The sequence below is a fragment of the Streptomyces sp. NPDC015171 genome, from assembly GCF_043079545.1.
Lineage (GTDB): Bacteria > Actinomycetota > Actinomycetes > Streptomycetales > Streptomycetaceae > Streptomyces.
In genome coordinates, this window is sequence record NZ_JBIBUO010000019.1 from 1 (window position 1) to 15,824 (window position 15,824).

The window sequence follows — 15,824 nt, forward strand, 5'->3', positions numbered from 1 at the left end:
CGTCGTGGGAGGTGTTGGAGCGGGCCGGGATCGATCCGACCTCGTTGAAGGGCACCCGTACGGGTGTCTTCGCCGGCGCCATGTACCACGACTACGCCACCAACCTCACGCGCGTACCGGAGGAACTGGAAGGCTTCCTCGGCAACGGCAACGCCGGCAGCTTCATATCGGGCCGGGTGTCGTACACCTTCGGCTTCGAGGGCCCGGCGGTGACGTTGGACACGGCGTGTTCGTCGTCGCTGGTGGCGATGCACTCCGCCATGCAGGCCCTGCGCAGCGGCGAGTGCTCCCTGGCGCTGGCCGGCGGCGTGGCCGTCATGGCCACACCCGGCAGTTTCGTGGAGTTCTCGCGGCAGCGGGGTCTGGCGGCGGACGGGCGGTGCAAGTCGTTCGCGGCGGGTGCGGACGGTACGTCGTGGGCCGAAGGCGTGGGCCTGGTCCTGCTGGAGCGGCTGTCGGACGCCCGCCGCAACGGCCATGAGGTACTGGCCCTGGTACGCGGAGCGGCCATCAACCAGGACGGCGCGTCGAACGGCATCACCGCCCCGAACGGCCCTTCGCAGCAGCGTGTGATCCGGCAGGCGCTGGCGAGTGCCGGTCTGTCGGCGGCCGACGTCGACGCGGTGGAGGCGCACGGTACGGGAACTTCGCTGGGCGACCCGATCGAGGCGCAGGCCCTGATAGCCACATACGGTCAGGAGCGGCCCGGTGATGACCGCCCCCTGTGGCTGGGGTCGTTGAAGTCGAACATCGGTCATGCGCAGGCCGCGGCCGGTGTGGCGGGTGTGATCAAGATGGTGCAGGCGATGCGGCATGGTGTGCTGCCGAAGACGCTGCACGTGGACGAGCCCTCGCCGAAGGTGGACTGGTCCGCCGGTGCGGTGGAACTGCTCACCGAGTCACGCGAGTGGACCCAATCCGATGGCCGCCCTCGTCGCGCCGCTGTCTCCTCCTTCGGCCTGAGCGGGACGAACGCGCATGTGATTCTGGAGGGGGTCGAGCCCGCGGCTCCGGTGGAGCGTGTGGCGGTGCCGGACGGTGTGGTGCCGCTGGTGCTGTCCGGCAGGACGGCCGACGCGGTGAGCGCGCAGGCCCGGCGCCTGGCCGACCACCTGCAATCGCACCCGGACCTGAGCCTGACGGACACGGCGTACTCACTCGCCACGACGCGTGCTCGTTTCGATCACCGTGCGGTGGTGGTCGCGGGTTCGGCACAGGAGGCCCGCGACGGTCTCGCCTCGGTGCGTGCCGAGTCCGTGGTCCCCGGGCGTCTGGGCGTCCTGTTCACGGGCCAGGGATCGCAGCGCGTCGGCATGGGCCGTGAACTGCACGCAAAGTTCGCGGTGTTCGCGGACGCCTTCGACGAGGTGTGTGCGGCAGTCGACAAGAGCCTGGGCCGCTCGCTCAAGGATCTGGTCTTCGACGCCGAGGACCTGATCGGCGAGACGCGATACGCCCAACCCGCCCTCTTCGCCATCGAGGTCGCGCTCTTCCGCCTCGTGCAGTCGTGGGGAGTGGTCCCTGATGTCCTGGCGGGTCATTCGATCGGTGAGGTCACGGCGGCATACCTAGCGGGGGTGTGGTCGCTGGAGGATGCGGCGGCATTGGTGGTGGCGCGTGGTCGGTTGATGCAGGCGTTGCCGGCTGGTGGTGTGATGGTCGCGGTGGAGGCGGCGGAGGACGAAGTCGCGCCGCTGCTGACCGCAGGCGTGAGCATCGCCGCCGTGAACGGTGCGACATCGCTGGTGCTGTCGGGTGTCCAGGACGAGGTCGAGGCGGTGGTGGCCGGCTTCGAGGGTCGTCGGGTGAAGCGGCTGCGGGTCTCGCACGCGTTCCACTCGCCCCTGATGGATCCCATGCTCGAAGAGTTCCGCCAGATCGCGGCCGGACTGACCTATCACCAGCCCTCCTTGCCGGTGGTGTCGAACCTGACCGGTGCACTCGCGGACCCGGAGCGGCTGTGCTCTCCCGAGTACTGGGTGGAGCATGTACGCGGCACGGTCCGCTTCCATGACGGTGTCAGTGCGATGCGCGCGGAGAAGGTGTCCACGTTCCTGGAGCTGGGCCCCGACGGGGTACTGTCCGGGATGGTCGCCCAGGACTGCGTGCCTTCTCTGCGGCGGGACACGTCCGAGGACCGGGCCCTGATGACCACCCTGGGCCGACTCCACACCCGCGGTGTCGGCATCGGCTGGGAGAAAGTCTTCTCCGGCACCGGCGCACACCGCGTCGACCTGCCCACCTACCCCTTCCAGCACCAGCGCTACTGGATCGAAGGCGACGGACCGGCCGTCCCCGGGACCCAGACCCAGCCCAAGACTCAGACCGAGACCGTGTCCGATCCGGTCGACGCGGCGTTCTGGGAGATCGTGGACAGCGGTGACGCGGACTCGCTGGCGCGGTCCCTGCGGCTCGACGCGACAGCCCTGGACGGTGTGCTGCCCGCCCTGTCCTCCTGGCGCCGCCGCCACCGGGACCAGGCTGTGCTGGACGGCTGGCGGTACTGGATCGACTGGCAGCCCGTCACGGACGCCCCGGCGGCGGCGCCGGGTGCGGCCGAAGCCGCCGGCACCTGGCTGATGCTGGTGCCCGCGGGGCACGCCGCCGACGCGCTGGCGGAGGCCACCCGTGGCGCGCTGACCGCGCACGGCGGCCATGTCGTACGGCTGGAGGTGGACGGCGAGGGCCGGAAGGGCCTGGCGGAACTCATCCGGGCGTGTCTCGACGCGGAGCGGGGCGCACCGGCCGGGGTGGTGTCCCTGCTGGCGCTGGACGAGCGGCCGGACGCCGGCCGCCCCACGCTGTCGCGGGGTACGGCGGCCACCATCACCCTCGTGCAGTCGCTCAGGGATCTGGACGTCAGCGCCCCGCTGTGGTGCCTGACCTCGGGGGCCGTCGCGGTCCGGGAGGACGCGGAGGTGAGGAGCGAGTCGCAGCCCATGATGTGGGGGCTCGGCACCGTACTCGCTCTCGACCACCCCAGGGCCTGGGGCGGGCTCGTCGATGTGGCCGCCGGGCCCGACGAGGCGGCGCTGGGCCGGCTGGTGGCCGTGCTCCGCGGCGAGCACGGCGAGGACCAGGTGGCGATCCGGCCCACGGGTGCGTACGCGCGCCGTATGATCCGCGCCGATTCCGCCACGGTCGACGCCGAGTCCGCCACGGTCGACGCCCGTTCCGCCACGGTCGACGGCACACTGCCCGGGGAGGCGTGGGCACCGCGCGGTACGGTCCTCGTCACCGGTGGCACCGGCGGTATCGGTGCTCATGTGGCGCGCTGGGCCGCCCGCCGGGGCGCCGAGCACCTGCTGCTGCTCAGCCGCCGCGGCCGGTCCGCCGAGGGGGCGGACGCGCTGGAGGCGGAGCTGACCGCGCTCGGTTCCCGGGTCACCATCGCGGCGTGTGACGTCACCGACCGCGCGGCGCTCGCCGAGGTGATCGCGGCGGTTCCGGCCGACGTGCCCGTCTCCGCTGTCTTCCACACCGCCGGCGCCGCCCAGGAGCCCCGGCAGCTGCCGGACACCACCGTGGAGGAGTTCGCCGAGGTGGGCCGGGCGAAGGTCGCCGGTGCCGTGCACCTGGACGCGCTGTTCGCCGACCGCCCGCTGGACGCCTTCGTGCTGTTCTCCTCCGGGGCCGCGGCCTGGGGCGGTGCGGGCCAGGCCGGTTACGCCGCCGCCAACGCCTTCGTCGAGGGACTGGCGCACCGCAGGCGGGCCGAGGGGCGTGCGGCGACCGCCGTGGCCTGGGGTGCCTGGGGCGGCGGTGGCATGGTCGACGCCTCCGTGGCGGAGGAGTTCGCCGAGGTCGGCGTCGAGCTGATGCGGCCCGAACTCGCCGTCGAGGCACTGGGATCGGCGATGGCGCGCGACGAGGGACACCTCGTGGTGGCGGGCATCGACTGGTCGCGGTTCGCACCGTCCTACACGGCCGCCCGGGAACGCCCGCTGCTGCGCGCCCTGCCCGAGGTCGCCGCTCTCACGGCCACCGCCCCCGCCACCGGCAAGGAGGCGGGGGCCGGGGACGACGGCGAGGCGCTGCGGGCACGGCTGCTGAGTCTGTCCCCGCAGGAGAGGCTGACCGTACTGACCGAGCTGGTGTCGGCGGAGGCCGGGCATGTGCTCGGACATGCCACGGGCTCGTCGGCGGTCGAGGACGGGGTCGCCTTCCTCGACATCGGTTTCGACTCGCTGACCGGTCTCGAACTGCGCAACCGGCTGAACCGGGAGTCAGGGCTAGACCTGCCGCAGGGGCTGATCTTCGACTTCCCCACCGCGGGCATGATCGCCGAGCTGATGCTGGAGGGCCTGGAGCCCGAACTCACCGTCACACCGGAGGCGGTCGCCGAGGAGATCGGCAAGCTGGAATCGACGCTGACCCCGGCGCTGCACGACGACGCGTCGCGTGCGCGGGCCGTGTCGCGGCTGCGTGAGCTGCTGGCCAAGTGGGACTCCACGGAGAAGGGAGAGTAACCGGATGTTCGAGGTCGAGACCTACCTGCGCCGCCTGGGTTTCACGGAGGTGCCCGAGCCCGACGCGCAGACGCTGCGCTCACTGCACAAGAACCACCTGATGACGCTGGCCTACGACAGCAGTCACTTCATCAACAGCTTCACCGGGTTCCGCAACGTCGTCGACATCGACGTCGACGAGGCATTCCAGGCGATCGTCGTCGGCGGCGCGGGCGGAGTGTGCCACGACCTGAGCGGCCTGTTCCGGCGGCTGCTGGCCGAACTCGGCTACGACGTCTCGATCCTGGCCGCTTCCCAGCGCTGGCCCGACGGGCGGTTCGGGCCGGACTTCGAGCACACCTTCACCGGCGTGCGGCTCGACGGAGAGACCTGGCTGGTCGATGTGGGCTTCGCCGGACCCTCGTATCTGGAGCCGCTGCGGGTGACCGACGAGGTGCAGCACCAGTTCGGCTGCGCCTACCGGCTCACGCCGGACGGCACACGCCATGTGCTGGAGCGCAGGGCCGCCACCGGCGACTGGCGTTCGGTGTACCGGTTCGAGCTGACGGCCCGTGCCGTCTCCGACTGGGACGACCCGCGGGACACCGCCGCCGAGCAGATCGTGAAGAACTCGCTGTTCGCCAACACGGTGCTGCGTGGCCGGGCCACCGAGAACGGGCAACTGGTGCTCACCGGCAGGCGTCTGCTGACCGTGGAGAACGGCCGGGAGACGATGCGCACCCTGATCGACAAGGCCGAGTTCGAGGGCGTCGTGAAGGACATCCTCGCCGGCACGGGCAACGGCTGAGGCGGGACCGGACGGAGATGACAGTGGAGACGCAGACCGCCGGGACCGGGGCGGGCGCCGCGACCGACACGGACGTGGCCGTCATCGGCTACGGCCCGGTGGGACAGGTGCTGGCGATCCTGCTGGCCCGGCACGGCTGGCGGGTCACGGTCGTGGAGCGCTGGTCCCAGCCGTACCCCATGCCGAGGGCCGTCGGCTTCGACGACGAGGCCGCCCGCATCCTGGCCGCCGCCGGCATCGGGCCCTTCCTCGACAAGTTCGGGGAGAACTCACGGGACTACGCCTGGCGCAACGCCGCTGGCGAGACCCTGCTGCACATGGAGAGCGCCGAGCACGGCCACTGCGGCTGGCCGCAGGCGACGGCCATCTACCAGCCGGGGCTCGAGGCCACGCTGATCGACCGCGGCACCGACTTCCCGGACCTTCGGGTGGTGCGCGGACAGGAGGTCGTCGAACTCGATGACCGCGGCGACCTGGTCGAGGTGATCTCCGAGGACGCCGACGAGCAGGAACACACGTTCACCGCGCGCTATGTCGTCGGATGCGACGGGGCCAACAGCTTCGTCCGGGAGTCGATGGAGAGTTCGCTCACCGATCTCGGGTTCTTCTACGACTGGCTGATCTGTGACGTCGTGCTGCGCGAGCCGCGCGACTTCAGCCCCAACAACCTCCAGATCTGCGATCCGCGGCGACCGCGGACCGCCGTGTCGGCCGGACCCGGTCACCGCCGCTTCGAGTTCATGCGGCTGCCGGGCGAGAACATCGAGGAGCTGCGGCGCGACGAGACCCTGTGGCGCATGCTGGAGATGTTCTCCGTACGCCCGGACAACGCGACGCTGGAACGGCACGCCGTCTACACCTTCCAGGCCCGCTGGGCGGGGGAGTGGCGCAAGGGCCGGCTGCTGATCGCGGGGGACGCCGCCCACCTCATGCCGCCCTTCGCCGGGCAGGGCATGTGCTCGGGCTTCCGGGACGTCGCCAACCTGTCGTGGAAACTGGACCTGCTGCTGCGGGGTCTCGCGGACGACTCCGTGCTCGACACCTACACCGTGGAGCGCCGGGCGCACGTCCAGAACGCCATCACCACGTCCGTGAAGCTCGGCAAGGTGATCTGCGTGACGGACCCCGTCGCGGCGGCCGACCGGGACGCGATCATGCTGGCCGCACGGAACCGCGAAGGCACCGGCGCGCTGCCGATGTCGACCGCGATCCCCCTGACCGAAGGACTCCTGCGGTGCGCCGAGGACGGCACGCCGCTGCCGCCCGCCGGCACCTTGCTCCCGCAGGCACGCGTGGCCGGTCCCGACGGGGCCGGACTGCTGGACGACATCGTCGGCCTCGGCTTCGTCCTGCTCGCGGCCGACAGCCCGGCGGACCTGCTCGACGGCCCGCGGCGTGCCTTCCTCGACGCTCTGGGCACCCGCTACGCGCAGGTGCTGCCCGCGGACGAGGAATCACGGGTGCCGGGCCCCGGCGCCGTGGTCGACATCGAGGACCGCTACCTCCCGTACCTGGCCGAGCACGGCGCGACGGCCGTGCTGGTGCGCCCCGACTTCACCGTGTTCGGCGCGGCGCACGGACCGGAGGCACTGGGCGCGCTGGTGGACGACCTGGCCCGCCGGCTGGGCGCACCCGTCCCGGCCGCCCACTGAGTTTTTCCCACCTGATGACGGCACCATGAGAAAGGACCACGGAACATGGGCACACGCGAGGACATGTACGGCCTGTTCACGAGCGTCAACGAGATCAACCTGACCGACGATCAGGACGGTCAGCGTGCCAAGGAGGGCACGCACAAGAAGAACATCTCGACCAGCTACGACCTGCAGGCCCGGATGTCGAAGAAGGGCATCCTGTGGAACTGGGGCTACCACGACGACCAGGTGGCCAAGGAGATCAACGACCGCATCCCCGGCTTCCTGGACTACGACACGGACGGATTCTCCGAGGAGCTGTACTTCGCCGCCCTCAGGGAGGTGCCGCTCGACCTGGACGACTACGCCGACAGGTTCGTCCTCGAGGTGGGCTGCGGACTGGGCGAGGGCCTGAACTTCCTCTCCCGCGTGGTCGACGCGAAGAGCATGATCGGCCTCGACCTGTCGGACCAGGCCGTCAAGCGGGCCAACGCCTCGCTGTCCCGCCGGGGGCTGCGCTATGTCCAGGGCGATGCGGAGAACCTGCCGTTCGAGGACGGCGAGGTCGACGTCCTGGTGAACATCGAGAGCGCGCACAACTACCCGAGCCTGGAGAGGTTCCTGCAGGAGGTGGCGCGGGTCCTCAAGCCGGGCGGCTACTTCACGCACGTCGACCTCTACACCACGCAGCGCCACGCCTACCTGGAGCAGCTCAAGGCGAAGGACCTCGGCCTGGAGTGGGTGCTCGACCGTGACATCTCCGCACAGGTGCAGGCCGCGATCCACCGGCGGCTGGCCCCCGAGGGCTCCTTCCACAAGGCGCTGCGGGAGCAGCGGGTCGGCGCCATCCAGCGCCACATGGCCAAGCGGGTCGGCCCGGAGGCCGTGGGCGGTTCCTTCGCCGGCTACACCGACAGCGGATCCACCAAGCTGCTGAAGAGGATGGGTGTGCTGCCGTCGCAGTTCATGCCGCCGGTGGACAGCTACCGGCTCTACGTGGCGAAGAAGGTCTGACCGTCGGCGGCGCGGCCCCCGTCGTCGCCGACGGGGGCCGGTCCGCAACTGCCGCGGGCTGACGGCGATGTGCCTCCCGCGTGTCGCACGCCGTGCCGCCGTACGCTGGTCAGCGGGGCGGCACGGCGCGGTGCGGCGAAGCGAGGGGAAGCGGTCAGGTGGGTGCGGGGGACGTGTACGAGGTGCGACCGGTGGCCGAGTTGCTGCGCCAGAACGCCTCGCTGCACGGTGACAAGGTCGCCTTCGCCGACGACCGGCGCGCGGTCGGCTGGGCCGAACTGGAGCGCAGGACCGGCCGGTTGGCTGCGGGCCTCGGTGTCGGCCGGGGAGCCAGGGTCGCCTTCTGCCTCGACAACGCCGTGGAGCTGGCCGAGGGACTGCTCGCCACGGTGCGGGCGGCCGCGGTCGGGGTGCCGTGGAGCGCGCGCGGCACCGACGCCGAACTCGCCGCACTGCTGGCCGACTGCGCTCCGGCCGTGCTCGTCACCGACCGGCGGAACCTGCCGCGGATCACCCGGCTGACGGCGGGCCGGAAGATCCGGCTTGTGGTGACCGGCGAAGGCCCCTCGCCGGACGGCGCCACGGGCTACGAGACCCTCACCGCCGTATCCGCGCCCCCGCCGCCGGACGACCTGGGCCTGGACGAACCGGCCTGGCTGCTCTACACGTCCGGCACTTCCGGCACGCCCAGGGCCGCGGTCTCCAGCCAGCGGTCCGCGCTGTGGTCCGCGGTCGCCTGCTATCTGCCGCGGCTCGGCCTGTCGGCATCGGACCGGATCCTGTGGCCGCTGCCGTTGTCGCACACCTACGCCCACTCGCTGTGCGTGCTGGGCACCACCGCGGCCGGGGCGAGCGCCCGGATCACCGCGCACGCCGATCCGGCAGCGCTGGTGCGCCTGGCGGACGCGTACGCGCCGACGGTCCTGGCCGGTGTCCCGCTGACCTACCAGCAGTTGCTCGACGCCGGCCTGGGTCCGGTCCCCTCGCTGCGGTTCTGTGCCACAGCGGGCGCTCCCAGCGACCCGGAGCTGCGGGCGCGGGTCGAGGAGCGGTTCGGTGCCCCGCTGCTCGACGGCTACGGCAGCACCGAGACCTGCGGCAAGATCGCCATGGAGTCCCCGGACGGCCCGAGGCAGCCCGGCGGCAGCGGGATCCCGCTGCCCGGCATGGAGGTCCGGCTCGTCCGCCCCGGGACGGCGGGGGGCGCCACCGACGCCGAGGACGGCGAGATCTGGGTGCGCGGCCCCGGCGTCATGCTCGGCTACCACGACCGGCCCGAGGAGACCGCCGCCGCCCTGCGCGACGGCTGGTACCGCACCGGTGACCTGGGCAAGGTCGACGAGAGCGGCTGCCTGACCGTCACCGGGCGGGCCGGCGACCGGATCGTGCGCGGCGGCGAGAACGTCGACCCGGCCGAGGTCGAGCGGGTCCTGCGAGACCTGCCCGGGGTGCGGGACGCGGCCGTGGTGGCGCGAGCCCATCCGCTGCTGGGCGAGGTCCCGGTGGCGTTCGTCGTGCCGCAGCACCGGGCACTCGATGCCGCCGGTCTGCTGCGGGCCTGCGCCGAGGTGCTCTCCGCGCACAAGGTGCCCGAGGAGATCCTGTTCACCCCGGCCGTCCCGCGCACCGGCGCCGGCAAACCCCGCCGGGCCCTGCTGCGCGAGGCCCTCACCGGGCACCGCCCCGACTGGGACGGCCTGCCGCCGGCGGACCGGCCGGCCGCCGAGCGGCGGGCCGCGCTGACCAGCCTGGTGTGCGAGGAGACCGAGGCGATCCGCGGGACGCCGGCCGAGGCCGCCGTCGCCTTCGCCGACCTGGGGCTGACCTCGATGGACGCGATGACCCTGTGGCACCGCCTCGCCCGGCGCACCGGCCTGAGCCTGCCGGCCACGCTGGTCTGGGACCATCCCAACCCGGCCGCCGTCGCCGCCTACCTGGACACCCGCCTGCACGGCACGGCCGTACCACCCGCTCCGCCGGCCCCGCCGCGCGGCCCGCGGGCGGAGCCGGTGGCGATCGTCGCCGTCGGCTGCCGCTATCCGGGCGGGGTGAACTCGCCCGAGGACCTCTGGCGGCTTGCGGCCGGGGGCGTGGACGCCACCGGTGACTTCCCCACCGACCGGGGCTGGGACCTGGACCTCCTGCACCACCCCGACCCCGACCGGCTCGGCACCACCTACGTCCGCCGGGGCGGGTTCCTCGACGACGTGGCCGGCTTCGACCCGCTGTTCTTCGGCATGTCCCCCCGCGAGGCCCTCGCCACCGATCCGCAGCACCGGCTGCTGCTGGAGGTCGCCTGGGAGACGCTGGAGCGCGCGGGCATCCCCGCACCCGCCCTGCGCGGCTCCGGCACCGGCGTCTTCGTCGGCCTGATGCACGCCGCCTACGACACCGGGGTCTCGCCGCACGAACTGGAGTCGCAGGTCGGCATCGGCTCCTCGGGCAGCGTGGCCTCGGGCCGCATCTCCTACGTCATGGGACTGCGCGGCCCGGCCATGACCCTGGACACGGCCTGCTCCTCCTCACTGGTCGCCCTCGACCTGGCCGCCAGGTCACTGCGGGCCGGGGAGTGCACGCTCGCGCTGGCGGGCGGGGTGACGGTGCTCTCGGGCCCGCAGCCGTTCATCGCGTTCAGCCGTCAGCGCGGCCTGTCCCGGGACGGCCGCTGTCGGTCCTTCGCCGAGGGCGCCGACGGCACCGCCTGGGGCGAGGGCGTCGGTCTGGTCCTGCTGGAGAAACTCTCGGACGCCCGGCGCAACGGCCATCCGGTGCTCGCGGTGCTGCGCGGCTCCGCCGTCAACTCGGACGGCGCGTCGAACGGACTGACCGCGCCCAGCGGCGAGGCCCAACGGGACCTCATCCGGCGCACCTTGGCCGATGCGGGCCTGGAGGCGGCCGACGTCGACGTGGTCGAGGGACACGGCACCGGCACCGCGCTCGGCGACCCGATCGAGGCCGGTGCCCTGCTGGCGACATACGGGCAGGACCGTGATCCGGAGCGGCCGCTGTGGCTGGGCTCGGTGAAATCGAACCTCGGGCACACCCAGGCCGCCGCGGGCATCGCCGGACTGATCAAGATGATCGAGGCGATGCACCACGACGAACTGCCCGCCTCGCTGTACGCGGACCGGCCGTCGCCGCACGTCGACTGGTCCGCGGGGGCGGTACGCCTGCTCGACCGGGCCCGGCCCTGGCCGCGCCGCGACCGCCCGCGCCGCGCCGCGATCTCCTCGTTCGGCATCGGCGGCACCAACGCCCACGTGATCATCGAGGAGCCGACCGGGCCGGATGCCGCGCCGGTCCCGGTGCGCCGGTTCCCGGTCACGCCCTGGCTGGTCGGCGGCGGCGACGAGGCGGGCCTGCGCGCCCACGCGGCCGCGCTGGCCACCGGGCCGGCCGGCGAGGAGGACGCCCTGGATATCGCGTACTCGCTGGCGACGACCAGGGCACCGCTGTCCCACCGGGCCGCCGTCGTGGCCCCCGACACCGAAAGCCTGCTCGCCGCAGTGCGCGACCTGGCCGCCGGCGTCGACAACCCGGCCGTGCTGCGCGGCACGGCGCGGAACCGCCCGAAGCTGGCCCTGCTGTTCGCGGGCCAGGGCGCCCAGCGGTCCGGCATGGGCCGCGAACTGCGCGCCCTCTTCCCGGCCTTCGACGCGGCGTTCACCTCCCTGTGCGAGGAGTTCACGCCCTGGCTCGACCGGCCGCTGCTGGAGGTGATCGACGCTCCCGACGACAGCCTGCTGCACCGCACCGACTACGCGCAGCCCGCCCTGTTCGCCTTCGAGGTCGCCCTGCACGCACTGCTCACCGAGTTCGGGATCCAACCGGACCACCTGGTCGGACACTCGGTCGGCGAACTGGCCGCCGCCCATGTCGCCGGGGTGTTCTCGCGCGCCGACGCCGTACGGCTGGTCGCCGCCCGCGGCCGGCTGATGGCCGCCCTGCCCGAGGGCGGCGCGATGGCCGCGGTCCGTGCGCCGCTCGCCGAGGTGACGGCCCGGATCGAGGACGTACCGGGCCGGGTCGCCGTCGCCGCGGTCAACGGCCCCTCGTCGGTCGTCCTCTCCGGGGACGAGGACGCGGTGACGGCGCTGGCCGGCCTGCTGGGACGGCCCGCCCGCCGGCTGCGGGTCAGCCACGCCTTCCACTCGCCGCTGCTGGATCCGATGACGGCCGGGTTCCGGGCGGTCGCCGAGTCGGTGGCCTACCACCGGCCCGCCGTGCCGGTGGTGTCGACGCTGACCGGCCGCCCCGAGACGGAGGCGCTCGCCACCGCCGGCCACTGGGTACGCCAGGTCCGTGAGACCGTCCGCTTCGCCGACGCGGTGGCCCGGCTGTCCGAGGACGGCGTCGGCGTGTTCATGGAGGCCGGTCCGTCGGCCTCGCTCGCGGCGGCGGCCGAGGAGTGCGTCCCCGCGGACGCTGGTGCGGTGTTCACGTCGTGCACCGACGCGCGTACGACACTGGAGGCGCTGGCCGCGCTGCACGTACACGGCGTGGACGTCCACTGGCGGGCGGTGTACGCGGACAGCGGTGCCCGCCGCCGTCCGCTGCCGACCTACCCCTTCCAGCGGCAGCGCTACTGGCTGGACGCCGTACGGCACCCGGTCCCGGCCGGCCACCCCCTGACCGGGCACCCGCAGCCCGACGCCGACGGACCCGGGATCCGGCACACGGCCGTCCTGTCCACCACGCGCCACCCCTGGCTGGCCGACCACCGCGTCGGCGACCGCGTGCTGGCCCCGGCGACCCTCTTCGCCGAGCTGGCCTGCCGGGCCACGGCCACCGACGGTCCGGTCCGGCTCGCCGAACTGGCCTTCCACGAACCGCTCGTGCTGACCGGAGCACGGCCGATGCGCGTCCAGGTGGTGGCCGGCGCTCCCGACGACTCCGGCGAACGGCCGATCGCGATCTGGGGCCGCCCGGCCACCGGGACGGCAGACTGGACCCGGCACGCCACGGCGACGCTCGCGGCGGCCGAGGCTCCGCCGCCCGCCGACCCGAGCGGCACCTGGCCGCCCGCGGGCGCCCGGCCCCTGCCCGTCGACTATCCGCGCCTGGCCGCCCACGGCCTGCACTACGGCCCCGCGTTCCGCGCGGTGACCGCTCTGTGGCGGCGGGACGGCGAGGTCTTCGCCGACCTGGCCCTGCCGCCGGGCGAGGCGGCGACGGCCGCCGCCTACACCCTGCATCCGGCGCTGTTCGACGCGGCCCTGCACGCCGCCCTGCTGGCCGAGCCCCCGGCCGCGGGAGCACCCCGGGTGCCGCTCGCCTGCACCGGCCTTACGGTCCATGCGACGGGCGCCTCCACCGCGCGGGCGGTGGTACGGCGACTGGGCCCGGACGAGTTCCAGGTCGCGCTCAGCGATCCGGCGGGCCGCCCCCTCGCGGCCGTGGCGTCCGTGGTCACCAGGGAGATCGCGGCCCCCACCGAGACGTACCGCCTGACCTGGCGCCCCGCGAACCCCGCCCGCACCGCCGGCGACACGGACCAGGCGCACGAGGTACTCGACCTGGCCCGCACGGCCGCCGCCCTGCCCGAGGGCACCGGCATGCCGGAGCGGGTACGCGCGCTGGTGACGGCCGTGCTGGAGCGGGTGCGGGACCGGACCTCCGCCGACCTGCCGGGCCGTCTGCTGGTGCTCACCCACAACGCGACCGGCGAGGACCCCGACCCGGCCGAAGCGGCGGCCGCCGGACTCGTGCGCAGCGCCCAGTCCGAGCACCCCGGCCGGATCGTACTGGCCGACCGGCGCGGAACTCCGGCCTCCGAGAGCGCGCTCGCGGCGGCGCTGCGCTCGGGCGAACCGCAGATCGCCCTGGACGCCGGCACCGTACTGGTGCCCCGGCTGGCGCCCGCCGGCCCGCCCGCCGCAGCGCCGCCCGCACTGGGACCCGAGGGCACGGTGCTCGTCACGGGCGGCACCGGCGCACTCGGTGCGAGCCTGGTCCGGAATCTGGTCGCCGGCCACGGGGTGCGGCACCTGCTGCTGACCAACCGCGGCGGCCATATCCCCGAGTGGGTGGCCGACGTACCCGCCGAGGTCCGGGTGACGGCCTGTGACATGGGCGATCGCGAGGCCGTGCACGCCCTGGTGGCCTCGTGCCGGCCGGCCCTGCGGGCGGTCTTCCATCTCGCCGGCACCCTCGACGACGGCTTGGTGGACACCATGACGGCGACGCGGCTCGCGGCGGTGCTCGCGCCGAAGGCCGACGGCGCCTGGTACCTCCACGAAGCGACGCGCGACCTCGGCCTCGCCGCCTTCGTGCTCTACTCCTCGGCGGCCGGGGTGCTCGGCAGGCCCGGTCAGTCGAACTACGCCGCCGCGAACGGCTTCCTCGACGCGCTCGCCCGGCACCGCACGGCCCAGGGGCTGCCCGCGCAGGCGCTGGCCTGGGGGCCGTGGGCCACGGCGGGCGAGCCGGGCATGGCGGGCGGGATCGCGCCCGTCCGGCTCGCCGAGGGCGGCGTCCTGCCCGTCTCCGAGCACGAGGGCATGGCCCTCCTGGACACGGCGCTGCGGACGGCGGAACCGGTCCTGGTGCCGATCCCGCTGGACCGCGCGGCCGCCGGCCGGTCCGCCGCCGCACCGGTCCTCGCGGACCTGCTGCCGGACCCCGCGCCCCGGCCCGCACAAACCGGTGGGCCCACGGGGCCGGGCGATGCCCCGACCCTGCAGACACCCGGTGCCTGGCGGGAACGGCTGGCAGCGGTCGCCGAGCGGGAACGCGAGGCCGTGCTCGCCGAGTTGATCCGTGTGGAGATCGCCGCCGTCCTGGGCTTCCCGGACACGGCCGCGCTCCCCGCCGACCGGCCCTTCACCGACCTCGGCTTCGACTCCCTGTCCGCCGTACAGGTCCGCAACCGGCTCAGCGCGTTCACCCGGGTGCGGCTGGCCCCGACCGTCGTACTGGAGCACCCCACGCCGTCCCGGCTGGCGGCACACGTCCACGAGGCCCTGCGCGCGGCGGGCGCGCTGCCGCGCGAAGAGGCCGATCATGAGACGCGCCCCGACACGCGACCTCAGACGCGACCCGAGACGCGACCCGAGACCGCAGCGCCCGCGCCGTACCGCTTCAGCCCGCTCTACCACCAAGTGCTGTGCGAAAAGGGCCCGTTCGAGGCCATGGCGCTGCGCCACCTCGCCTCCTACGCCCTGCCGGCCTTCTCCGCCGCCGACCGCACCCGGTACTCGGTCCCGCCGGTCCGGCTCGCCCAGGGCGACGGCACACCGGTCGTGTACGTCCCCGACTACCTCTCCACGCACTACCGCGTCCCGCACGCCCTGGCCGAGCGGCTCGGCGGCAAGCACGACGTGTACCTGCTGGAACATCCGGGGTTCGGGGAACCCCGGGGCGTGCCCGACGGCATGGACACAGTGGTCCGGGCGCACGCCGACACCATCCGCGCCCTGGCCTTCGCGACGCCGCCCGTCCTCGTCGGCTTCTGCGCCGGCGGTGCGATCGCGCACGCGGCGGCCCGGCACCTCGCGGAGAGCGGGCGACCGCCGGCCGGTGTGGTCCTGATCGACACCCATGAGGGAGTGCTGCGCCGGGACGATCCGCGTGGGCTGGCGCTGATGGCCGCGGGCACCGCGCTGCCGGAGGACGTCGTCGCCGAGTCGGACGACTCCCTGCTCATCGCCGGGGGCGGCTACGCGCGCGTGCTGGAGGACTGGCACCCAGAACCCTCACCGGTGCCCACCCTGCTGCTGCGCGGCCGGCCCACGGCGGACATGCGGCGCATCGACCCCCACGCCGACTGGCAGCCGCACTGGCCGCTTCCGCACGAAAGCGCGGACCTCCCCGGCGACCACTACTCCGTGCTCCACCGGGATGCCGACAGCACGGCGGCGGCGATCCGCGCCTGGCTGACCAGGTGACCCGGGCAGCGAACCCGAGAACAGGAGACCCCCG

At 73.7% G+C, this 15,824-nt stretch carries 5 protein-coding genes; all 5 read left to right on the forward strand.

From position 1 onward, the window contains the following. The coding region (locus ACF073_RS34885) for a type I polyketide synthase (protein ID WP_392075491.1) at positions 1-4,469 on the forward strand (4,469 nt) is incomplete at its 5' end. A gap of 4 nt (positions 4,470-4,473) precedes the next feature. Further along, on the forward strand, positions 4,474-5,256 hold the full coding sequence (locus ACF073_RS34890; protein ID WP_392075492.1) for an arylamine N-acetyltransferase: 783 nt from the start codon (positions 4,474-4,476) through the stop codon (positions 5,254-5,256). A 17-nt stretch (positions 5,257-5,273) separates the two neighbouring features. Next, positions 5,274-6,908: a bifunctional 3-(3-hydroxy-phenyl)propionate/3-hydroxycinnamic acid hydroxylase gene (locus ACF073_RS34895; RefSeq protein WP_392075493.1), complete on the forward strand. Its 1,635-nt coding sequence runs from the start codon at positions 5,274-5,276 to the stop codon at positions 6,906-6,908. A gap of 45 nt (positions 6,909-6,953) precedes the next feature. Next, positions 6,954-7,904 (forward strand): methyltransferase domain-containing protein, encoded by a 951-nt coding sequence (locus tag ACF073_RS34900; RefSeq protein WP_392075495.1) that lies wholly within the window; start codon positions 6,954-6,956, stop codon positions 7,902-7,904. 158 nt (positions 7,905-8,062) lie between these two features. Then, a complete protein-coding gene (locus tag ACF073_RS34905; RefSeq protein ID WP_392075496.1) occupies positions 8,063-15,790 on the forward strand; it encodes an SDR family NAD(P)-dependent oxidoreductase in 7,728 nt (2,575 codons plus the stop codon). Positions 15,791-15,824 lie beyond the last annotated feature (34 nt).

Bases quoted from the DNA above. Each gene is read 5' to 3' on its own strand.
- ACF073_RS34890 (WP_392075492.1), top strand. From the start codon at position 4,474: ATGTTCGAGGTCGAGACCTACCTGCGCCGCCTGGGTTTCACGGAGGTG.
- ACF073_RS34895 (WP_392075493.1), top strand. From the start codon at position 5,274: ATGACAGTGGAGACGCAGACCGCCGGGACCGGGGCGGGCGCCGCGACC.
- ACF073_RS34900 (WP_392075495.1), top strand. From the start codon at position 6,954: ATGGGCACACGCGAGGACATGTACGGCCTGTTCACGAGCGTCAACGAG.